This is a genomic window from Acinetobacter sp. Marseille-Q1623 (assembly GCF_902809895.1).
Lineage (GTDB): Bacteria > Pseudomonadota > Gammaproteobacteria > Pseudomonadales > Moraxellaceae > Acinetobacter > Acinetobacter piscicola_A.
This window is the reverse complement of sequence record NZ_CADDWG010000001.1, coordinates 21,658-44,004: the sequence shown is the minus strand read 5'-3', so window position 1 is coordinate 44,004 and position 22,347 is coordinate 21,658. Positions and strand designations below refer to the sequence as shown.

At 38.3% G+C, this 22,347-nt stretch carries 25 protein-coding genes; 4 read left to right on the top strand and 21 right to left on the bottom strand.

From position 1 onward, the window contains the following. Positions 1 to 5: 5 nt before the first annotated feature. Positions 6 to 1,337, bottom strand: a complete 1,332-nt coding sequence (locus HUV91_RS00220) for a hypothetical protein (protein ID WP_174492153.1) — start codon at positions 1,335 to 1,337, stop codon at positions 6 to 8. A 132-nt stretch (positions 1,338 to 1,469) separates the two neighbouring features. Here HUV91_RS00220 and HUV91_RS00215 point away from each other — a divergent pair, with 132 nt between their 5' ends. Beyond that, positions 1,470 to 2,216: a sporulation protein gene (locus tag HUV91_RS00215; protein WP_174492152.1), complete on the top strand. Its 747-nt coding sequence runs from the start codon at positions 1,470 to 1,472 to the stop codon at positions 2,214 to 2,216. Between the two features lie 79 nt (positions 2,217 to 2,295). Here HUV91_RS00215 and HUV91_RS00210 read toward each other — a convergent pair whose 3' ends face one another. Further along, positions 2,296 to 2,952, bottom strand: coding sequence for an HAD-IA family hydrolase (locus tag HUV91_RS00210; protein ID WP_174492151.1), 657 nt, complete (start codon positions 2,950 to 2,952; stop codon positions 2,296 to 2,298). Positions 2,953 to 3,053: 101 nt separating this feature from the next. Between HUV91_RS00210 and HUV91_RS00205 the strand changes: the two genes are divergently transcribed. Then, complete coding sequence (locus HUV91_RS00205) at positions 3,054 to 3,821, top strand: hydroxymethylpyrimidine/phosphomethylpyrimidine kinase (protein WP_174492150.1); 768 nt, start codon at positions 3,054 to 3,056, stop codon at positions 3,819 to 3,821. Positions 3,822 to 3,885: 64 nt separating this feature from the next. Here the strand turns inward: HUV91_RS00205 and HUV91_RS00200 are convergent, their stop codons facing one another. The 10 genes from HUV91_RS00200 to rpe all read right to left on the bottom strand — a co-directional run bounded on the left by HUV91_RS00200 (position 3,886) and on the right by rpe (position 12,660). Beyond that, the gene (locus tag HUV91_RS00200) at positions 3,886 to 5,052 is read right to left on the bottom strand and encodes a GGDEF domain-containing protein (protein WP_174492149.1); all 1,167 of its coding nucleotides are present in this window, start codon (positions 5,050 to 5,052) and stop codon (positions 3,886 to 3,888) included. A gap of 186 nt (positions 5,053 to 5,238) precedes the next feature. After that, positions 5,239 to 5,901: a nuclease-related domain-containing protein gene (locus HUV91_RS00195; protein WP_174492148.1), complete on the bottom strand. Its 663-nt coding sequence runs from the start codon at positions 5,899 to 5,901 to the stop codon at positions 5,239 to 5,241. Between the two features lie 65 nt (positions 5,902 to 5,966). After that, on the bottom strand, positions 5,967 to 6,782 hold the full coding sequence (locus HUV91_RS00190; protein ID WP_174492147.1) for a hypothetical protein: 816 nt from the start codon (positions 6,780 to 6,782) through the stop codon (positions 5,967 to 5,969). A 16-nt stretch (positions 6,783 to 6,798) separates the two neighbouring features. Continuing rightward, on the bottom strand, positions 6,799 to 7,278 hold the full coding sequence (locus HUV91_RS00185; RefSeq protein WP_174492146.1) for a methylated-DNA--[protein]-cysteine S-methyltransferase: 480 nt from the start codon (positions 7,276 to 7,278) through the stop codon (positions 6,799 to 6,801). Positions 7,279 to 7,303: 25 nt separating this feature from the next. After that, positions 7,304 to 7,621: a quaternary ammonium compound efflux SMR transporter SugE gene (gene sugE / locus HUV91_RS00180; protein WP_174492145.1), complete on the bottom strand. Its 318-nt coding sequence runs from the start codon at positions 7,619 to 7,621 to the stop codon at positions 7,304 to 7,306. Between the two features lie 84 nt (positions 7,622 to 7,705). Then, the gene (sugE, locus tag HUV91_RS00175) at positions 7,706 to 8,023 is read right to left on the bottom strand and encodes a quaternary ammonium compound efflux SMR transporter SugE (protein ID WP_130075073.1); all 318 of its coding nucleotides are present in this window, start codon (positions 8,021 to 8,023) and stop codon (positions 7,706 to 7,708) included. A gap of 236 nt (positions 8,024 to 8,259) precedes the next feature. Beyond that, on the bottom strand, positions 8,260 to 9,213 hold the full coding sequence (locus HUV91_RS00170) for a copper resistance protein B (protein WP_174492144.1): 954 nt from the start codon (positions 9,211 to 9,213) through the stop codon (positions 8,260 to 8,262). Beyond that, positions 9,200 to 11,005: a copper resistance system multicopper oxidase gene (locus tag HUV91_RS00165; RefSeq protein ID WP_174492143.1), complete on the bottom strand. Its 1,806-nt coding sequence runs from the start codon at positions 11,003 to 11,005 to the stop codon at positions 9,200 to 9,202. Before HUV91_RS00165 ends, HUV91_RS00170 begins: the two co-directional genes overlap by 14 nt. A 55-nt stretch (positions 11,006 to 11,060) precedes the next feature. Beyond that, on the bottom strand, positions 11,061 to 11,552 hold the full coding sequence (locus HUV91_RS00160) for a hypothetical protein (RefSeq protein ID WP_228721820.1): 492 nt from the start codon (positions 11,550 to 11,552) through the stop codon (positions 11,061 to 11,063). Between the two features lie 421 nt (positions 11,553 to 11,973). Beyond that, entirely contained in the window at positions 11,974 to 12,660 is a 687-nt protein-coding gene (rpe, locus tag HUV91_RS00155; protein WP_130075070.1) for a ribulose-phosphate 3-epimerase, read from the bottom strand. Between the two features lie 190 nt (positions 12,661 to 12,850). Here rpe and HUV91_RS00150 point away from each other — a divergent pair, with 190 nt between their 5' ends. Then, complete coding sequence (locus tag HUV91_RS00150; protein ID WP_130075069.1) at positions 12,851 to 13,129, top strand: DUF2218 domain-containing protein; 279 nt, start codon at positions 12,851 to 12,853, stop codon at positions 13,127 to 13,129. A 51-nt stretch (positions 13,130 to 13,180) separates the two neighbouring features. Here the strand turns inward: HUV91_RS00150 and HUV91_RS00145 are convergent, their stop codons facing one another. The 9 genes from HUV91_RS00145 to HUV91_RS00105 form a co-directional block, all read right to left on the bottom strand. Then, complete coding sequence (locus tag HUV91_RS00145; RefSeq protein ID WP_174492142.1) at positions 13,181 to 14,275, bottom strand: M48 family metallopeptidase; 1,095 nt, start codon at positions 14,273 to 14,275, stop codon at positions 13,181 to 13,183. A gap of 20 nt (positions 14,276 to 14,295) precedes the next feature. After that, complete coding sequence (locus HUV91_RS00140) at positions 14,296 to 15,399, bottom strand: YjgN family protein (RefSeq protein ID WP_174492141.1); 1,104 nt, start codon at positions 15,397 to 15,399, stop codon at positions 14,296 to 14,298. Positions 15,400 to 15,561: 162 nt separating this feature from the next. Beyond that, positions 15,562 to 16,395, bottom strand: coding sequence for an S-formylglutathione hydrolase (gene fghA, locus HUV91_RS00135; RefSeq protein ID WP_174492140.1), 834 nt, complete (start codon positions 16,393 to 16,395; stop codon positions 15,562 to 15,564). A 10-nt stretch (positions 16,396 to 16,405) separates the two neighbouring features. Further along, a complete protein-coding gene (locus HUV91_RS00130) occupies positions 16,406 to 17,848 on the bottom strand; it encodes a C13 family peptidase (RefSeq protein ID WP_174492139.1) in 1,443 nt (480 codons plus the stop codon). 133 nt (positions 17,849 to 17,981) lie between these two features. Further along, positions 17,982 to 18,788 (bottom strand): class I SAM-dependent methyltransferase, encoded by an 807-nt coding sequence (locus HUV91_RS00125; protein WP_174492138.1) that lies wholly within the window; start codon positions 18,786 to 18,788, stop codon positions 17,982 to 17,984. Continuing rightward, complete coding sequence (locus HUV91_RS00120; RefSeq protein WP_130075063.1) at positions 18,782 to 19,606, bottom strand: undecaprenyl-diphosphate phosphatase; 825 nt, start codon at positions 19,604 to 19,606, stop codon at positions 18,782 to 18,784. The genes HUV91_RS00125 and HUV91_RS00120 overlap by 7 nt, the downstream gene beginning before the upstream one ends. 15 nt (positions 19,607 to 19,621) lie before the next feature. Then, positions 19,622 to 20,287, bottom strand: coding sequence for a tRNA (adenosine(37)-N6)-threonylcarbamoyltransferase complex dimerization subunit type 1 TsaB (tsaB, locus tag HUV91_RS00115; RefSeq protein ID WP_174492137.1), 666 nt, complete (start codon positions 20,285 to 20,287; stop codon positions 19,622 to 19,624). Between the two features lie 141 nt (positions 20,288 to 20,428). Continuing rightward, positions 20,429 to 20,959 (bottom strand): gamma carbonic anhydrase family protein, encoded by a 531-nt coding sequence (locus HUV91_RS00110; RefSeq protein WP_174492136.1) that lies wholly within the window; start codon positions 20,957 to 20,959, stop codon positions 20,429 to 20,431. A 38-nt stretch (positions 20,960 to 20,997) separates the two neighbouring features. Beyond that, positions 20,998 to 21,612, bottom strand: coding sequence for a CoA pyrophosphatase (locus HUV91_RS00105; RefSeq protein ID WP_174492135.1), 615 nt, complete (start codon positions 21,610 to 21,612; stop codon positions 20,998 to 21,000). 126 nt (positions 21,613 to 21,738) lie between these two features. Between HUV91_RS00105 and HUV91_RS00100 the strand changes: the two genes are divergently transcribed. Beyond that, the gene (locus tag HUV91_RS00100) at positions 21,739 to 22,287 is read left to right on the top strand and encodes an NUDIX hydrolase (RefSeq protein ID WP_130075106.1); all 549 of its coding nucleotides are present in this window, start codon (positions 21,739 to 21,741) and stop codon (positions 22,285 to 22,287) included. The last annotated feature ends 60 nt before the right edge of the window (positions 22,288 to 22,347 follow it).

Here is a 22,347-nt window from a genome sequence, read left to right as displayed (position 1 = left end):
CTTTTCTAATCTTCTAATTTTAAACAACTGCCATATTTACGTTGTTCTTCCTCATTCAAATAAGGATTTGGCGTTTTAATACACAGCGCCGTTTTGGTTTGATAAAACGCATAGCCTTGTGTATTTTGATTTAATCTCGCCAAATCAATCGCTTGATGTTGTGCCAAAACATTCAGTAGAACAATTTTTTGATTGATTAAACGTGGACGTATGGCATAAGTTTCCCAACGTGGTAAGGCGACATCAACCAATTTATTGCCCATAAAATTTTTCAGCCAACTGCGTTTTACTGTACTGTCATGCGGTTGTTGCAAAGCTTGCTTAAACTGAGGATTAGGTAATTCAGAAATCACTAAAGTGGGGTAAATATAAGACACATAACGATTCAGCGATTGGTTTTTAAGCAATAATAACGGCGTAAAAAAATCTGCAGTAGGGTGCTTTTCAACACTTTTTTGCTGACTTGCATCTTCATAAATAAAATCAAACAAGCCTTGTGGACTTTGTCGATCAACAAGTCGATTGGTCACCTGTTGCATCACAGCAGTTTCACTGGCAAAAGGAAAGCGCATCGACATTTGTGCGAGCGACAACTCAGAGAGCGTATGTTTTTGCCCTAAGCGCTGATTAAGCTGATGAATCAATTCAATATTATCTGAAATTAAATTCAACATAATCATTTTATCTAGCAAGCTTACTGCACTTTGATCTTTGGCAATCAAGGCTTCGGTATAACGCACCAAAGCTGCAACATCCTGTTGAAACAGCAAATGTGCCACATATAAGCGGTGAATTTTCATCATCAGGGTAAAATTCGGGATCGCTCCTTCTACACTCAACACGAGCACTTTCTGCGTCGGTGCTTGATGAAGCAGAGCTTGCCAACGTGCATTTAACACGCTTTGACGGCTATAAATCTCTTCTAAAGCTCTTTGTTGTTTTTGATAAGCCTCAATCCCAATCTCGACCTGTAAATCTTTTATTAACTGTTCAAACACTTTTTCATCTGCTTCAGTTAAAAAATCGCCCTGCAGTTCGCTAAATTTTTCAATCGGCTCATCAATATAGATACTGTTGGTTTGATAGAAATTTTTCCAATCACGATGATAAATCTTTTGCCCCAAAAGCTGTTGTTCAGCATCGGTTTTCGCATCAAAACCCAACCATAAAAAGTACGGGTCTTGTTTTAAATCTGTGTCATACAAACGGACATCAGCTAAAAGTGCCGTAGCGTTCTGTGAAATCGGTTCATCTTGGATCAACCAGAAAACCAGTCCGCTCAGCAGTAAAACAAGCCCAAACAACCCCAAACACATTTTTTTTAATCGTATCGTCATTATGTTGTCATCACATCAAAAAATGGATCGTAAAATCGTAAAAATAATCACAATCATAACATTGACACATCGTTAGAATCCCATTTCAATAGCATGAATTTTAACAACGCTAATCTTTGGTCATCTACAAAAATGTTCAATAAAATCATATCAAATCTGGGATTACAGGGTGTTGAAGTCAACACTTGTATTTACACTTCGACACCTCAAGCAGGTCAAGTTGTCAACGGTGAAGTAATTTTTAAAGGGGCTGCATCCAATAAAAATATTAATGGCATCTATCTCAAACTCATGACAACTGCTGAAGTTGAAAGCAGTGATCATGAGTTTAACCAAGCGTTGACCATCGCACAGTGGCATATTAGCGGTGCATTTGAACTGAAAGCTAATCAATCTCATAGCTTTCCATTTTCAATCCAATTGCCTTTTGAAACGCCAATCACCGAAGTGCAATGTCATCATAATAAAACCCGTGTGTGGTTACATACTCATTTAGATGTTGACTGGGGGTTGGATGCAACCGATCAAGATTATTTGCGTATTCTGCCGACACCTGCCATGCAAGCATTTTTGCAAGCGATGCAACAATGTGGTTTCTTTTTAGCAACTGCGGATGTAGAAAAAGGTCAATTGCGTGGTGGTCACTATTTTTCGACTATTGGTTGTTACCAAGAGCTTGAATTTTTACCAAAACAGCATTTTAGTGGCATCAATGAAGTGGAAGTCTCATTTGTCGCTCAAGAACATCAAACCCACGTCATGCTTGAAGTTGATCGTAAATTTCGTGGTGATCAATTGCGTAGTATAAGCATTCCGAATCAGGGCGTTTCAGTGCCAAATTTAGTACAAAATATTAAACAAATTTTGAATATTACTTAATTTAAAAAGCTGCTAAATTAAAAACTTAGCAGCTTTTTTTCATAGCAAATACCATCAACTTTTATCAATATTTTTATGATTAAACATCCACGTTTACTATCTTTAAAATCTCAGCAAATTTTGCAATTCGTGCTTTAGGTTTGGCGGCATCTAACTCGGCTGTTGAGCCATAACCATATTCTACAGCAATGGTTTCAATACCATTTTGACGTGCACCCAAAATATCATGTTCACGGTCACCCACCATTAAACACTCTTCAGGCTTGAGTTGTTCTTTTTCTAAAATATAAGCAATCAACTCCCCTTTGTTGGTACGTTCGCCATTCAGCTCGCTACCATACGGATATTCAAAATATGGTAATAAATTAAAATGATCTAAAATTTGACGTGCATAAACTTCAGGTTTCGCTGTAGCTAAAAATAGGCGATAACCTTGATGCTTTAAAGCATCGAGCGTCTGTGCCACATCCTCAAAAACATGATTTTCAAATAGACCTGTCACCGCAAAGCGCTCACGATAGCCCAATAAAGCCTGTTCAGCCAACACATCCTGAACATCCACACCCAGTAATTTTGCCAAAGAAGCCTTCAGCGGTGGACCAATAATCCAATCTATATTTTCAGACTCAGGAATCGGATGCCCGACTTTTGCCAAACCATAACGTGCAGAAGTGGTAATACCAACTTTAGGATCGGTCAACGTTCCGTCTAAATCAATCAGAATATTTTTAAGCACAGATTTACCTTTTACTAAATTCAAGCAATGCAAAATTACAGTCGAGAGTTTTGCTAAAGTTGCCTATACTAACTCAAATTTATCAATTTAAGGACATCATCGTGCGCCCTACTGTATTGTGTTTTTCTGGTCTCGATCCTTCTGGTGGCGCAGGTTTGCAAGCAGATATTGAAGCCATTGGACAAAGTGGCGCACATGCAGCAATTGCCTGTACGGCGCTGACCATTCAAAACTCGCAACAGGTCTTTGGTTTTGAAGCAACGTCTAAAGACTTACTGCTGGCACAAGCCAATGCCGTTGTTCAAGATTTACCTATCAAAGCTGTGAAATCGGGCATGCTTGGCACTACCGATAATATTGCAGCCTTGGCTGAATTTTTACGTGAACATCCTGATTATTTATATGTTCTTGATCCTGTTTTAGTGGCAAATAGCGGTGGTTCATTGGGCAATCAAGAGACTTTAGTCAAAGCCTTTGTCGAGCTGATTCCTTTAGCTACGGTGTTAACGCCAAATACCGTTGAATTACGTGCTTTAACAGGTGAACAAGACTTAGATAAAGCCACAGCTAAGCTGTTTGAAATGGGTGCCAAAGCAGTATTGGTCAAAGGTGGGCATGAAGATACGCCTGACTATATTCGTAATGCTTTATATGTCAATGGTGAAATGATTTCTGAAACCAAATGTCCACGTTTAGACGGTGAGTATCATGGTTCAGGCTGCTCGCTTGCAAGTTTTATTGCAGGTCGTTTAGCGTTGGGCGATGCTTTAAATGTTGCGGTGAATCATGCAGAAACTTGGTTATTTGGCGTGTTAAAAAATGCTGAAACCCCTGTTGCAGGTGGTCAGAAAATACCGAAACGGTTTTAAATGAAGCATGACATTTACAAGTTTCAAGGTTAAATTGGAACTTGTAAATCGCTACTTTAAAAAGTTAACTGATTTCTAAATAATGACTGACGCAATTTCTGCCCTTTTGTTTAGACAAATAAAGCGCTTGATCAGCTAAGCGAATTAATTCTTCTTGACTTAAATCCCCCGTCGAACTTGCGATACCCAAACTAGCAGTAATCGAAATTTGCCGTGTATCTTTTAAAATAATCAATTCCTGAGCAATTTTTTCCCGACAACGTTCCGCAACTTCCTGTGCTTGTTTCAAGTCGGCATAGGGCAGCAACACAATAAATTCTTCACCACCAAAGCGACCAACAATATCCTTTTGTCTGATGTTTGACTCTAAAATTCGTGCAACGCGGCACAACACTTCATCTCCGACATGGTGACCATAGCCATCATTAATGGCTTTAAAATGGTCTAAATCCAGAATAATGACTGAAACTGCATCTGTATAAATATGATTAAGTTGACGACTGATATAACGACGGTTGTATATTTCAGTCAATGCATCGGTGGTACTTAAGTATTCTATTTTTTTCTCTCGTCTACGCCATTGCGACAGTAAAACTTCAAAGAATAAAATACTAATCAATAAAATTGGCAGGAAAAGCTCTGCCATGCTTCTTACCCAAAATGCATTTTCAAAAACTTGCGTATGATTTAATTCTTCGGTAAATAAAGGCGCATACGCAATCATGTTATTGGAACTTTGGTAGCAAACAATCACTGTAAAGATGGTGATTGGAATCGCGACACCATATAAAATTTTTCGATTATAAAAAACTAGCCCAACCAAAACGATACAAACAAATCCTGAAACCGTTGGCACACTATAAATGCCTACAGTGTATCCCCCATAAATCATGACCACACCAAACAGCGCAGGAGAAGAATAAGAGATTAATGTTCTAAATTTTTGATTATGTTTAAAGTAGTGACACAGGATCAATAAGACCGAAAAAAGCATGGTACAAATAATTAAACTGCTCATCCTCGAAGGATAAAAATCAATATTTAACCACTGTACTTGCTTTTTTATTTTTACATTATGCCAATACCAAAGTATTGAAGTGCTTTGATTTAGCGCACCAAAAAACAGCAACAAGACGCCTTTATCAAAATCATTCCAATTAATGATTAAGTCATCCGTTTCAAATAATTGAAACTTTATTTTTTTAAATATTTTAGAAAAAAATTCTTTCAAATCCCCCCCTAATTCCTCATTTTATAAATATTATAAGTCCCTTAAAACGTTGATACCTTAGTTTTAAAATTTGATCAAGTTCAATTTTTAATTCTTCATCTTTCGATCATCTGTTTTTTTAAAACCAATAGACATAGATAATCACGCCAAAATATTAAAAAAACTGACTACTCATAATGCATTTACTTATATATTTTCAGTCCGTTTATCTTTTAAATTCTGCACATGCTGACGATTGGTTTTCCATGATTTTTCCAATACTTCTTTTTCTATACGTAACTGAACATGTTTCATTTTTTTGGATGAAATAACCTCATCTTTAAAGCCTTTCACATAATCTATCCACGCTGCCCCTCGGAATACATTAGCAGGCATTTGTGTTTTAAACTCGCAGTCAGGCATGAAGACTACAATAGAATGGATGAGCGTAGGCTCAACAATATCCGCTAAGACAGCCTCTAAAACTTTTTGATGTTTATAATTTTGATGCAGTGGATTTTGAAATTTATAGCTATTTTTATAGATTTTTTGCGTCCATGTTTTCTGACGTTCACCACCAAAAATCCAACCTTTATAATTCTTGGTTTCAACAACAAAAATGCCATAAGGACTCAATATAATATGATCAATTTGTGTTGTCGTGTTCTGTTCATCAGGTAAAGTACTGTCATTCAACAAAATGTACTTTTCTTTGTCCAAGTAAAGTTTGACATGCGTACTCACCGCAAACTCACCTATTTTGCCTTTTAAAAATGGTTTGAATACCTTGATTGCCCCAACAATCAAAAATAATGGAATCATCCACCATAGTTGTGAAAAAATGGGGGCGATGATTTGAGAAATGTCCATTTAAAATTTTATGACTTTTAAAAATTAAATCTATTTTATTGTAATTTATATATTTTTAAAATAAATCAAAATCTATTTAATTGTGAAATCATTATTTTTTCTTTAAAACGTTGAGCAAATTCAATCGCAAAATTCTGATAATTCATCAATGACAGCTCTTTAAAGTAGACTGTTTCCTCATAAGTATAAATATTATATAAATCAATTCTTAAACGCGCCCACTCAACAATAAAATCAAACCCATCCCCAAATATTTGATCTAGCTTTTTAAATATTCGAATCGCGTCATCTAACTCACTTGAATCTACGATGATACGATCACATAAATACATTATAAACTCATACAAACATTGCTCAGTATGCTTAAGATTAAATCCCAATTTTCTAAAAAAGCACTCAATAAAATCTAAAAATTCAACAGACTGAATATGCTCATCTAAAGAATAACTCAGTAAAATATCAAGCTCATCCAATGAACAATTTTGCTCTACTAATTTTTCAGCCCATTTAAAATAATCCTCATATTCAAGATGATTCATTAAAAAATATCCCAACATACAAATAGTATTGGAATAATCTACTAGTGGTAATACTTCATCATAAAGAACAAAGCTTTTCCATTTATCTAAACTACAATAAATAATAGAAATAGGATATTGAGAGATTTCTGTACGCCCTTTCCATGTCAAATGAACATCTGCAACTCGTATCGTTCCATCAGTAAATGCATATAAAACATCGTCATTCGCACTACTTTTCGCAATCGCATTTAACTTCGAATTAAATAAAATGTGAGCAGGATGAAGTTCTTTTTCTAATTCGGCATTAAATAATTCTTGCTTATCTAAATCAATAAGATGCCATGGTTCAATCCATTCCATTTTGTATCATCCAATATTAAATCGACTCTAACTTTAACAAAACATCCTTATTCTCCAACCCACCTGCAAAGCCAACTAATTTTCCATTTGCGCCCACCACCCGATGACACGGCGCAATAATTGAAATAGGATTTTTACCATTTGCCGCACCCACCGCACGAACAGCTTTGACATTGCCGATCTGTTCAGCAATATCTTTATAACTGCGGGTTTCCCCAAAAGGAATGGTGAGCAATGCTTGCCAGACTTTTTGTTGAAATTCTGTCCCTTCAAAGTCTAAAGGTACGTCAAACTTTTGACGCTGCCCTGCAAAATATTCATTAAGCTGCTTTTGTGTTTCGAGCAAAATCGGATGCTGTGTATTTTCAATCAACTCAGCCAACCGAACACGTTTAGGGTCTTCATTTTCCCAAAGGACTGCCACCAAAGCGGTGTCCGTTGCGACCAATTTTAAAACGCCCACAGGAGAAGGCATTTCCATAAATGATAATTTCATCGACTTCTCCTTGAACGAATACAGTTTAAGATGATGAGAGCTTCATCAATACTAACCCAGAAATGATTAAAACAGCAGCCAACATTCGCATGGCAGTAGCAGGTTCACCTAAAAAGAAAATACCGACAGCAAATGAACCAACCGCACCGATTCCAGTCCAAACGGTATAAGCTGTACCCAATGGCAAAGATTTCATGGCATAGGACAATAGAGCAAAACTTGCGATCATAAACACAATGGTCAAAATACTGGGTGTGAGTTTGCTAAAGCCATCAGACACTTTCATAAAGTATGCCCAGACCACTTCCAATAAACCCGCCACTACGAGTAACACCCAAGCCATAGCAATACTCCTAAAAATCAATGTATTAAAATCAAAAAATCCAAGTCAACCACATCAGTCAACTTGGATCGTAAAATAGGTTTTTTAAGAAGAAGACAGTTTCATCAGAATTAAACCCGATACAATCAGTACCGCCGCCAACATTCGCATGGCAGTGGTCGGTTCACCTAAAATAAAAATACCCACAAGGAATGAACCAATTGCCCCGATTCCTGTCCAAATCGTATAAGCCGTTCCCAAAGGCAATGATTTCATGGCATAAGCCAATAAACCAAAACTCAGGATCATAAAGAAAATGGTAATGACGCTCGGGGTGAGCTTTGTGAAACCTTCGGACATTTTCATGGTATATGCCCAAACAATTTCAAAGATGCCTGCAAAAACAAGAATGACCCAAGCCATGACCAGCTCCAAATTTAAATTAGAGTCAGGTCGTCCTGACGAGTTTTCTTGGTGCAGATTTTGATGATATCGCACAAAGGGAGGTCGTTCCTCCTTTGAATAAACACATTTTAACGTATTTCGCTCTATAACTGAGCATGTTTTACAAAATTTGACCCAAAATACACCGAGAAAAATTAGGGTTTTAAAATTAAAACCCTAAAATAAAGCAAGCTTTAAAACATCAAACTTAAAGTTTAAAACTTAAACCGCACCCCTGCACCATAGCGCCAACCCTTTTCAGCATCACTTTTGACTTGCCATGCAGTTTCATCATTGCCCTTACTGTACTCATAGGCAATATCCAAATATGGCATGACTTTTTTACTGATTTCATAACGGGTTTCAATACCTGTGGTCAGGCTGCTTAAACCTGATTTTTTGGCATATTTAGAATCATCACTGAAAACCACATCGAGATCTAAATAGGGTTTAAAAATCAGTTTTTGCGTCAACAGCAAATCTCGTTCTGTCTCTAGACTAAAACCTGAATACTGGTTTTCCCCTGCATAGAGATAAGCATCGGTTTCAAAGAAATATGGCGCCATGCCATGCAAACCTATCACCGCATCAAGTTTTTCTTCGCTATCTTTAGCATGATGTTTTAACTCGACTTTTTCAGATCGGTAACGCACACCAACTTGCGCATCCCAAAAATCTGAAATCATACGGCTATATAAAACTTTGGCATCAAAGTGCGCATCATGAGATTCTGCTTTATCCGCATGAACTTTAATAAAGAGCTTATTTTCATCCGTCCCAATTCGGGTTTCGATTTCGGACTTTAATGCACCTTCACCATCTTCATTGAGCAGCCATTTTGTATCTACAGTACTGACGGTATAAATTTGTGCGCCATGTTCCTTACGATGGTCATGTCCTTGATGTTCTATGTGTGCAGTTGCTTGTGGAGATATTACTTGCTCAGTCGTTTGTTGATGCTGTGAATGATCTATTTTTGAATGATTCATCTGCGAATGATCCATTCCTGCATGATTCATCTGGGAGTGATCCACTATTTCACTATTTGACGTCGTTGTAGTTGGCAATGCTGACATCATGTCATGTCCTTCATGCGCCATTGCCCAACTACTCAGCATCAATAATGAACTTGCCAAAACAGTATGCGGAAATAACTTAGTGGTGTGCATGTTGATCTCCTTGCTGTTCAGCTTGATTCGAAGTGTTTGTCGTCGATTTTTGAATCGGTGTGGTGCTGGTTTCTCCTTCGGAAACATTGGCAACAATCAGTTTATTCATCATGCCTGCGCTCATGTGATAGAGCAAATGACAATGAATCGCCCATTCCCCTAGCTCATCTGCGGTTAATAATGCAGTCACAGTTTTTGCAGGCGGCACAATAATGGTGTGCTTATTTGGCATATCGACCGCAGGCTGACCATTTTCCAGTTGCATAAACATGCCATGTAAATGCATCGGGTGCGCCATCATACTGTCATTGATAAATTTAATACGAATCCGCTCGCCGTACTTCACTTTTAACGGTTCAGCATCGCTGAATTTCTTGCCATTAATCGTCCAGATATAACGCTCCATGGTGCCACCCAAACGAATCACCAATTCACTTGTCGCTTCACGGGTATCGGGTTGTGGGGTTAAGGATTTCAGATCGCTATATTGCAATGCTTTATCACCTTGCGGAGTTGATGCATTTGCCCAACCTTCAACCACAACATCAGATTTTGCTGTTGTTGCTTGATGTTCTGAGTGATCCATCTTCGAATGATCCATGCCTTGCATATCGCCATGATTCATCTTCGAGTGATCTATGCCCTGCATATCACCATGATTCTCTGCTTTTTGATGAATAGCTGAATGATCCATACCTTTCATATCAGCACTGCCATGCCCCATGTCTGCCATATTTAAAATGGCGCGAGGACGTGCTTGTGGCAGATGAATCCCATGCGTATTTGCTGTCAACTCATTGTGCAACGTCCCAATGGCAAAACCTGAACGGTCAATCGACTCTGCTTCAATTTGATAATGTTCATTCTTTGGTTCAACCACCACATCATAGGTTTCGGCTGTCCCTATACGGAACTCGTCTACAGGTACTGGCTGTACAGGCTGACCATCTGCACCGACCACGGTCATTTTTAAGTTCGGAATGCGCACATCAAAAAAGGACATGGCTGAAGCATTAATAAAACGCAAACGAACTTTTTCATTCGGTTTAAACATGCCTGTCCAATTTTGTTCAGGGGTTTTACCATTGATCAAAAAAGTATAACCCGTGACATCAGACAGATCAGTTTTCAGCATACGCATCTGATTCCACATTTTGCGGTCAGACCATGTGGCTTTGACACCATCACGTTGAATTTGCTTCCACACATCGCCCAAAGTTTCACGCCGATCTTGATAATATTCGGCCGAAATTTTCAGATCTTTTTGGATTTGATCACTGGTTTTGTCATGAAAATCGGACAGCATCACCACATAGTCACGCTCGGTTTGTTCATGTGCAGCGAGTGGCTTTTTGTCCTTCGGATAAATCACCAAAGCGCCATATAAACCGTCCTGTTCCTGACCTTTAGAGTGGGCATGGTACCAATACGTACCACTTTGACGAACCTTAAATTTATAGACAAAATCACCTTGCGGTCGAATCCCGTTAAAACCATTAAAGCCTGGAACGCCATCCATAATGCCGGGCAATAACAGACCGTGCCAATGGATTGAAGAATCCTGATTTTTTAAATTATTATGCACATGAATGACTGCATCATCGCCTTCCTCAAACTCAAGTAAAGGCGCAGGAAACTTGCCATTGACAGTGATGCGTTTGACCGCTTTGCCTGTGACATTGACCATTCCTTCATCAATGTTCAGGTGATATTCCTTAACCGCTGCAAAACTCCATGTTGAAGACAACACAGCCACAGCGACGATAACGCTTTTTGAAAATTGAATAGACATAACTCAACCTAAATTTCTGAAATTATTTTGAAAATAATGCTTCGGAAAAAACGGGTTAAGCTTTAGGAGGACGTAAAATTTCCTGCCAATACCCTACAAGGTGCTGAGCTTGGTAATGAGCTTGTAGTGAATTTTGTTCGAGATGATCTTCAGGAACAATCAATTTGGGAATATCGGTATTAAACCAAACAATTGAAGACTGACAAGAGAACAATGCACAATGCTGACAATCGGCATGCTTTACTTGTTGAGCTTGAATCAATTGCTGATGACAATCGTTTGAATTTTGTGCCAGCTCGTTATTCTGAAGCTCTAGCGCTGCTAAATCTGCACAATGTTGCTTCATCTCTTGCAGCGACATGTTTTGCATCATTGCTGCATGACTGCTATTTTTCTGCTTTTGTATAGGTTGGTGTTGCATCTGCTCATGTTGCATCTGCATACCCATTTGCATGGTTTTTACAGAAGCGATAGACACACCACTCCAGCCAATAGCAAAAACCATCAGCAAAACAAACCAAGCTTGTTTGCAAAGTTGTGTGAACATGTCAGCAGTCAATTAAAAATAAATACCGATTTAGCATACCCAATAATTTAAGCAGTAGCAAATGAAGCCCTGAACTCAAGATTATTTTTCTATCTAAAGTGCTACTCACTGCTCATCAGTGATCCATTCAATGCTTCAGTTAAAAATGTTGCAATGCCGCGATTTCCCATATCCTGATGCATAATTATTAAACAGCATCACCACAAGAAAACGACTAAAAATAAAGCGAAAATATAATTCTATTTCCAATAAAAAAAGAGCCCATTTGGACTCTTTTTAAACTTATTTTGTATAATTCATAAGCGATTGATCTTATTTCGCTTAAATGCTAAACAATTTATCAACAAGCTTATCTACACAGTTATCCATAGAGTTATCATCAAACTTATCCACAATTTTATCCATATTATTGTGTAAAAGTCTAAGCCTGTTGTGAACCAACCAATGCCAATTCAGCACGCATTTCATCAATCACAGTTTTATAATCAGGTTTACCAAAAATTGCAGAACCTGCAACAAACATATCTGCACCCGCTTCCGCAATTGCACGAATATTTGCAGGTGTTACACCACCATCTACTTCTAAACGGATATCACGACCTGATGCATCAATGATTTTACGTGCTTGGCGTAATTTCTCCAAAGTCATCGGAATGAATTTTTGTCCACCAAAACCAGGGTTTACACTCATCAATAACACCTGATCAACTTTGTCCAAGACATAGTCTAAATAATGCAAAGGGGTCGCAGGGTTAAACACTAAACCTGCTTGTGCACCCCCATCTTTGATGAGCTGTAAAGAACGGTCAATATGATCCGTTGCTTCTGGGTGGAAAGTAATGATATCTGCACCCGCTTCAAGAAAATCACCAATCATGCGATCTACAGGTGAAACCATTAAATGCACATCAATCGGTGCTTTAATGCCATATTTTTTCAAAGCTTTACACACGCCTGCACCAAAAGTTAAGTTAGGTACATAGTGGTTATCCATGACATCAAAGTGCACAACATCCGCACCTGCTGCTAAAACATTGTCTACTTCTTCACCTAAACGAGCAAAATCAGCAGATAAAATAGAAGGTGCAATTAAAAATGGCTTGGACATGGATCAACCTAGCTTGAAATATGGATTTACTCAATTATAGCAAATTTCTGACTAAACTTTGCTGAAAAAGCCTGTAATCGCACATGAAACTCGACTCAGCATTGCAATAATGCAACGAAGCGTTCTATTTAAATGACAGCTTCGTACGTCATTTTTTGTTAGCTTTAAGCAAGCCAAGGAGTAAATGAGAATGAAAAGCAATACTGTTATTTTAACCCATGATGCAAAGCGTATTGCTAAACGCTTACTCAATCATTGGAAACATAAATTTGAAGTCGCTGAAACAGGTGAAAAATTCAGTATCTTTATGCCTGATGCTACAGTCATTTTACATGCACAACCTGAGCGCCTCGTTGTCGATCTAGAAACAAAGCAACAAGATGACGCCCATTTACAGCATGTTATCATTGATCATTTAAATCGAATGGCACAGCAACAGTTTAGCGTTCAATGGCAACATCAGGCTTAAAATAAACTTGAAATGAAAGTACTCAATAAAAGAATAGCCTTTTAATTATGGCTATTTTTTCTGTTGTTTTTCAAAATCACGAACCATCTGTATGCGCTCTTGCGTTGCAGGATGTGACTCAAATACTTCAAAAATTCTATCTATTTGTGAGTCGCTCGTGCCTTCATCTGACTTTTTCTGTGCCTGTTCAGACTGTTCTTGATCATCTTTACTGTCTGTTTTTTCATATTCATCATTCAAACGCTGTAACAAGTTAGCAAAATGTGCAACTTCAATATGCTGACGATCCATCAAATTTAAAGCATATAAGTCAGCCTGCTGTTCAAATTTACGCGAGTATTTTGCACTCAACATCGCTGCTGGCAAGGAGCTAAAGAGGTCTGAGCTATCACCTGTAATCGCAATATATAATGCACTCATACCTAAACTTGATAAGCCTTGTTGTAAACTATGGCGCTCTATCAAATGTCCTTGTTCATGGGCAAGCACCCCTAAAATTTCTTGATCACTATGTGCTAACTCAACCAATTCATCTGTAACAATGATGGTATTATTCGGCAAAGCAATCGCATTTGCACCTAGACTACTGCCCTTCCTAAACAATAATTTTGCAGGGCGTCCCTCAGCAATTTTTTCAAGATATTGCTTACGAATTTGTTCTTGTTGCCCCTTTGCCAATTGACTCGGTGCAGTCAAATATTGATCAACATAGGTTTCAGCTTCATCACCTAAACGTTTCATACTGTTTTCAGGTAATTGAAACGCAATATAATGCGAAGCAGCAGGAATACCCCATTTCACTAAAGCAAAACCCAAAAAAACCACAAACACCACACTAAATAAAATCAGTGTAGGTGAACGTTCTAATTTCCAAATCGAACGATAGGCTTTTTTACTGTCTAACTGAAACCATTCAGGTAAATGATCTAAAAATTCAATACGGGCATCATCATTGAGCTCAACTGCAGGTTTAAGTTGCCCCAAAGCCCCAATCAGCTGCATATCTGCATAGCGATAATGCCGCACTAAGCGCTGATCTTCCCCATAACGTACCTGTACCGTCTGCGCATCCACGGCAAAAACTTGGGCTTGGTGTGGCTTGGACACCACACCATCATAAAAAATGACTTGTGCAGATTGTGTCATGTGGTTTTCAGCTCGTTCAGTTAAAGTGAAACATCTATATCAAAAATATCGCTAATCTCTTCTGCTAAGGCACTGTGATCCGCCTGTGCCAAATTCATCATTTGATCAGGATCATCAAGTAAAGTCAGGCTAAGTGAGTCAACCTTATAGCGATAGATACGAATTGCAGCCCATGCAGACATAAGCCCCAAAGACAAAATTTTAACGATCCAATTGGTACCAACAATCCATGCAAAACGCCATTGATTACAGTCTGTGGCAAATTTACTGTTCCCAATCACAGTATTATTCCACGTGGTGATAAAAATACGCGCACTCATCAATGGGAAAACAAACAAACCGCCCACGATATAAGCCACCCCTAACACCCCTGCAAATACTTCAGGACGAGAAAGACTACCCAAGACGCCACCAATCATGGCGGCGACCAAAATAATGCCTATAAACATAAAGGTTGGAATATAGACCGCACGCATATAATCAGGCCAATCTGCTTGTAACTTAAACTTTAGCTGTCCTGCGTATAAATGATCGATGCAATAACGCTTATATAACCAAATCAGCACAGGATAAAATAACCCCAAACTGATAATGTAAATTGCAATACATTTTAAGAATACTTTGTAGGCTTCTTTGCTTGTCCCTGCAAAATAAAAACGGCTATTGGCATATTTACTATTACGTGCCGTAAAGCGCAGTGTGGCACGAATCAACCAAGGCACGGCAAGATAAAGAACAATAAAACCAATCAAGGTTGCCGTTAACGAATATTGCGAAATTGCCGAAATTGCTCCATAAATTCCCAGTGCAATCAAACGTCCAATCAGAATTTTTTTCGGTACACCTGTAAAATCAAAGCGTCGTCTAAAAAATTCAGTATTACCATAAAAGTAACGTAAACGGCGCACTTTCGCCCAAGGTGCATACAAGCTGAGCGTCACAATGGTCAGTAAAATATTTACAATCCAAATACCAAAATACTCCATCGCATCGCCATGAAATTTAAAACGGCGTACTTGAGAAAATGCTGGTGTTGGTACATTATTTTCAGATGGAAGCTCTGAGCTTTTGGTCAGGCTGAGATTTCCCTGACCTGAAAATGGTGGTGGTGTTTGTTCTTGCATCGTTTTCTCTTATTTTTAATATGTCAGTATCATCAAGACAATTCGGCAACAATATGTTTTCAATGTTAACAAAATCAGTGTATAGCGTTTTTTAATTAAAATAAATAGCCGATATTTTGTTCGAGTCATGATCGCTACAATCAATGACTCGACATTTTTTAATTACTTTTGTAATTGTGTGGCATGAAACTGCAAATGCTCATCCATAAAAGTTTGAATAAAGAAATAACCATGATCATAGCCATTCTGCATACGTAAAGTAAGTTTTTGTCCAACTTGATGACATGCACGTTGTAAGGCTTCAGGATGCAATTGACTATAAAATTGGTCATTTGTCCCTTGGTCAATGAGCACTTCAGTAAATAATGCGCCTTTGGCTAAAATTAATTGTGTTGCATCATGCTTTGCCCATTCAGCTTGGTCATGACCTAAATAATTTGAAAATGCTTTTTCCCCCCAAGGGCATGCACTGGGTGCACAAATGGGTGCAAAAGCCGAAACCGATTTAAATTTTTCAGGATATTTCCACGCCAAAGTTAATGCGCCATGGCCGCCCATAGAATGCCCAAAAATCCCAATTTTTTGATTTAAAATCGGTAATTTTTGCAACAATAAGGGATACAACTCTTCAAGCAAAAAAGCTTCCATTTGAAAGTGTTCTGCCCAAGGTTGTTGTGTTGCATTCAGATAAAATCCAGCACCTTGCCCAATGTCCCATGAATCCCCCTGCTCAACATCCTCACCACGTGGTGAGGTATCTGGGGTGATTAAGATTAAGCCCAATTGTGCAGCTAAACGCTGTGCATGTGCTTTAATAACAAACGTTTCTTCGTTACAAGTTAAACCCGCTAAATAAATCAAAGCCGGACATTTCTGCGTGGTCGCTTGTGGCGGTATAAATACCCCAAATTTACTTGGATGCTTTAAGTATTTCGAATCTGTTTGATAGATGCGTTGCTCACCCTCAAAACATTTATTTTTTTGTAATAATTCCATGGCGTATTCCCTACTGTGCGGCAACGGCAAGCGTTTGTGTTGCTTTATCGTCTGTTGATTTCACAGGTGTTGAACGCACAGCAGAAATCACATTTTGTCGTGGAAATAAATGCTGTTCTAACTGTGGCAAGACCAATTCAATATTTTTTCCCATCACCCATTGTGGCTCAGAAGGTTCAAAACCTTGTGCACTTTCCCATTTTGCCACAGTTTCAGCAGCTTGCTGAAATGCCGCTTTCAATGAGGTTTGTTCACGCATCGCCTGATCAAAGAACGCGCGTCCAAAATAGGTGTAATCCGCTTCATTTGAACACCCAAATGAAGCACGATCTGCGGCAGAAGCCGTAATAATTAAAGTGTCTGGTGCTTGTAGTGCAGGAATAAAACTCCCTGAATAGCACGCTGAAATCACAATCACTTTCCAACGAATGCCTGATTTATCTAAAGTATCACGTAACCATTTAGGATCAACATCATTTAAATCAAGTGGGTCATTTTCCATTTCAAACTGATTTTGCAAACCATGTGAAGTCATATATAAAAATAAAACATCACTTTCACGATTCATTTGCTGACCGATACGGCGCAATGCAAGCTCCATACTGGTTTTCGATGCCAATGGAACAGTTGTACGTGTTTCAGGATTATTAATCAGTTCAATCGAGCGTCCAAAAGTACCAAAACGTGTATCAAATTGCTCTTTAATTCGTTCAATTTCATATTTAAAAACATCTTGATAACTGACACCCGCGACACCCAAGAAATACCAATGTGTCTCAGCAAATTCACCATATTGAATTTGTTCTAATGCTTTATTTAACAGATTACTTTGCGCATAAAATGCATTTTCTGCAAAAGTAGGTGGAACTTCTTCAACTTTCCAAATCGGTTGATCTTGAATTGAGGTCTGCCAAACGACTAATGTAAACAATGTCGCTGAAATAATCAGTGCACGTTCCCACCAAGGCCATTGCAACTCACGTGCAAAAACCCAAACCACTGCCAAACTCTGCCAAACAAAAAGTACCATGAATATGATGGGCAGATAGTCATAGGTGAAATTAGGTAGATAGTCGAGTGAACCTAAAAACTGAATAAAACTTTGCAAAAATGCAATATGTGTATCTAAGACCAACCACAACAAGGCAGGCACAAGCATCAAACGAGGATTTTCCGTCCGCTGAGACAAAAAAATCCCAACAATTAACGCAATAAACGGCCATAGCGCATAACTAATTAGACCTTGCCGATTAAAAACGCCGCTCTCGCCTGCCACCAGCCAGCTAAATAATGTATTCGCACAACCACCCAAAATGCCCCAAAAAATAAGCTGTAAAATGGATGGTCGAACTATTTGTAATGCCTTACGAGACCCTAGAAACAACCAAAGTCCTGCACGTTGATTACTTTTTAAATCATGCCAAAAATTAATGGAAGGTTTGAGGTCTATCATAAAGATTCTGTAATTGCGGGTGGCTTAAATCAGCATAGCTAGTTTATGCTTGCTTAAAATATTATCAATGTATAATACGACTATATAACAATTTTTTGATGTTTTTTGAAACAGTTACCAAACTCCTTATAAGCTATCCGTTAAAATAGGCATCAAAGCGGCACGCATCTCCTTGCCATTGATGATCAGGTTGCTGGTCATTCAAAAAAACGGCGAGCCTTGGTCTTTTTACCACAACACGCTTCGCAATTGCTTGAGCTAAGACTAAAAGACGATCACCTAAATCCATTTCACCCTCTTCAGGCAATAACATGTGCAGCAATTGCATTTGTTTTTTCACTTGTGCTTGTTTCTTTACTGCTTGTTGATTTTGATCTCGTTGGGGGAACATTGGGTCTAAATACACCACATCAACGCTATTATTTTCATCAATACACTGTTGCAGATATGTATTAGAGTCTGAAAATACCAATTGAATTCTACTCACCACAGGCGCAAGAAATGGATCAGATTCACCCTGATTTTTTGCATCTTCTAATAAAGTAAATAAAATTGGATGACGCTCAATCAAAGTGACTGTTGCACCTAAGTGTGCCATGAGCAATGTATCGTGTCCTAAACCTGCTGTTGCATCAATCAGGTTAGGTTTTTCTGAAAGATTACATGCGCGAGCAATCATTTCAGATTTTAAACTCGCACGTTTGAGTCGTGAAATTTCTGCTTTCCAATCGGGCTGCATTTTCATGCCATTGGCAGATAAACTTAAGCCTAAATCATCCACACACAAGGCTAACTCAGGATGCAATCTTAAAAAACGTGCATTGATTTTTTCAACCATTTCAATATGAACAACCACTCCACGTAAAGAAAGCACAGACTGATAAGACTGTGCTTTCTCTAAAAATGTGGATTCTGTAAATAAGCGAATTTCGCTTACCATAATTTCCAACCTGTAAATGCAAACAATAAAATTAACAAACCTGATGCAATACGATACCAAGCAAATACCATCAAATCACGTTTTGCCACATAAGCAACGAGTACGCGAATACAGATCAATGCTGCAACGAAAGACACCACGAGACCAACAAAAAACACTGTCCAGTCTTGGCTTGTTTGATAAATCTGATGATTTTTTAATAGATCAAGTACACCCGCACCAACAAGTACAGGAATCCCTAAGAAGAATGAAAACTCAGTTGCAGCTTTACGTGAAACTCCGAGAATCATACCGCCAACAAGTGTTGCACCTGATCGTGACGTTCCCGGAATCAAAGCCAAGACTTGAATCAAACCAATATAAATGGCTTGTTTAATGGAAATATCTTCCACTTCTGGTGCATCCATTTTAGGCGGATTTTTTTCAACCCACCAAATGATTAAACCACCAACAATTAAACCAATCGCAACTGAAACATCATTAAACAATAATGCCTTAATGGTATCACCAAAGGTCAACCCCACAATCATAATAGGAATAGAAGCTAAAATTAAGCTGATCCCAAGATGACGACCTTTAGGCTCACCAGAGAATAATCCTACTGCTGCACCCCATAATTTGCCCCAATATTCATAAATAACAGCAATAATTGCTCCCATCTGAATTGCAACGACAAATAAATCACTTTTTTCTTTCGTCCAGAAGTTCATCAATTCTGATGCCAGAATTAAATGCCCTGTACTTGAAATTGGAAGGAATTCTGTGATCCCTTCAACAATCCCCATAATGGCTGCTTTTAAGAGCAGTAAAAGATCCATATTCAATCCTAAAAATTAAGGTTTACCTTGTTCTGGAATTTTTTTCCATGCGTCATCACGCAAATAAACAGGCAATGCCAATTCAGCACTCAACCAATGTTTTTGTTGCGCTTGTTGCCGTGCAATTGTTGCAATATCTTCAGCATTTGCAATCACACCTTGGAACTCTATTGCATCATCCTTAACTAAAGATGAACCAGAACCCACTAAGGTAAATTTTTGATACTCAGAAGCTTGCTGATAATCTAGTAATTTTTCTTCATCTACAAGTTGCATAATGTTATTTTCATCTAAACGAAAACTTGCCATATACACTTCTTTCATACGTGCATCTAATACCGCAGATACTTCAGTTAAACCATGAAAGCGATAAGCTGCCTGTGCCAAAGCTTGTAAAGTAGACACAGGAATCACAGGAATATCATTTGCCCAAGCCAATGCTTGTGTCACTGCTGCATTAATTCGTACACCGCTAAATGAGCCTGGACCACGACTAAAAGCAATTGCAGTCAAATCAGCGTTTTGTATTTGAGTTTGCTCAAAACCTTGCTCAATCATGGGCAAAATGGTTTGAGTTTGTGCTTTCGCTCGCGTATCAAGTTGAAAAAAAAGTGTTTTTGTTTCATCAACAATTGAAACGGAACACTGCTCATTGGCAGTTTCCAATGCCAGCAATTTCATGCACAACCTAATTAGTCTTAAAAATGTTGACTATGATACTCCACTCATATCATTCATGCGACTATTTCCCATCACATTCCGACATGCAAAATACAGAAATGCCAAGGATGGACTTGGCTAAAATGAGCTTAAAAATTCAAATTAAAAATGCGCTTCTTCTAAATCTATAAAATTTTGAAAATGCTCAGCATAATGTATTGCACTCATTTTCAAACGCACTTCAGCTTGTGCATCCAAGGTTTTAACCACACGTGCAGGCGAACCAACCACCAAAGAATTATCAGGAATCACTTTACCTTCAGGAACCAATGCATTTGCTCCCACAATGCAATTTTTCCCAATCACTGCATGATTTAAAACCACAGCATTAATACCAATGAGGCTATTATCACCAATAGTACAACCATGCAGCATGGCTTGATGTCCAATCGTGACATACTCTCCTACCGTGAGTTCAATTCCTGCATCTGTATGTAACACAGCATTTTCTTGCACATTGCTAAAGTTCCCAATATGAATTTTAGCATTATCAGCACGAACCACCGCCCCAAACCAAACACTGACTCTTTGTCCAAGTTCCACTTGACCAATCACAGTTGCATTATCAGCAATCCAACCATCAAATGGCACTTGCAACGCTTTTGGTGAATGTCCTTTAAATTTATACATCATGGTGAATCTTCCTATGCCGATGCGCTTGTCTTAAAATTCTATTTTTTATTCATCATTTTGGAATGAAAATTTGGCGAATTTAATAAAAATGGCCAATTTTTTTGATAGTCCAAACCATATTGAAATAATGATATTAAAATACGGGCAGTTAAGCCCCAAACGATCTCATTTTCAACTCTTAAACTCGGAAAATAAACCGACTGATGCGCCAAACGTACTTCATATGGGATGGGTTGAGATTCCATTAATTTTTTCAGCGGTGCATAAAAAATACGATCAATCTCAGTGGGTTGTGCAATTAAATTGATATCAGGTGGAATTAAACCCACCACAGGCTTAACCGTCATTCCGTTACGTGCCCGCTCCATGGGTAAATCACCGAGCAAAGTCACTTGAAAAGGGCTCAAAGCTGTTTCTTCCCATGCTTCACGTAAAGCCACCACGATATTACTGGTATCATTTGGATCCCGTTTTCCACCCGGGAAAGATACCTCACCTGCATGATTATTTAAATATACAGAACGGCGGGTTAATAAAATTTTAGGATCTTTTTCATGGGTAATGGCGATTAACACAGCAGCTTGAGCAGGATACGTCCTTTTTGCAAAACGTAATCGTTGTTGCAATACCTGTGTTAATAATTGCTCCTGCATAATCCCTCACTTGGCTGTTTTTGTTATTTTTACATCATATATGAAATTTTATACAGAAGGCTATAAATGATGCGAAAGTACTAAAATTCAGTTATGCTGAGTTATCTTTTTATTTCAATCAAGCCTATGCATTTTTGTACAGCCTGTGGACATACAACAATAGATAAAATTCCCTTGGGTGATCATCAAGTCAGAAAGGTCTGTACCCATTGTGGTACGATTCATTATGTCAATCCAAAAGTGATTTGTGGTGCACTTGCCCTTTGGGAAAATAAAGTGCTCTTGTGTCGTAGAGCAATTGAACCACGCTATGGTTTATGGACACTTCCTGCTGGTTATATGGAATTGTTTGAAACCATGGAACAAGGTGCAGCACGCGAAACACGTGAAGAATCTGAAGCTGAGATTGACATTGAACAGCTCTATTGTATGTACAATATCCCGCGAATTGGGCAAATCTATGTCTTATTCAAAGGCAATATCATTGATGGACAATTTGGTGCAGGTGAAGAAACCATCGAGAGCCGTTTGTTTGAAGAAAAAGATATTCCGTGGAATGAACTCGCCTTTCCAAGTGTAGAACGGACTTTACGCCACTATTTTGCAGATCGTCAAAACAATGTATTCCCAACGCATTTAGAAACTTTAGGCACACGCTTAGACCATACAGGCTAATGATATAAATAATCTTAAAATATAAAAAACCATCTTTAAAGATGGTTTTTTATTTCAAAT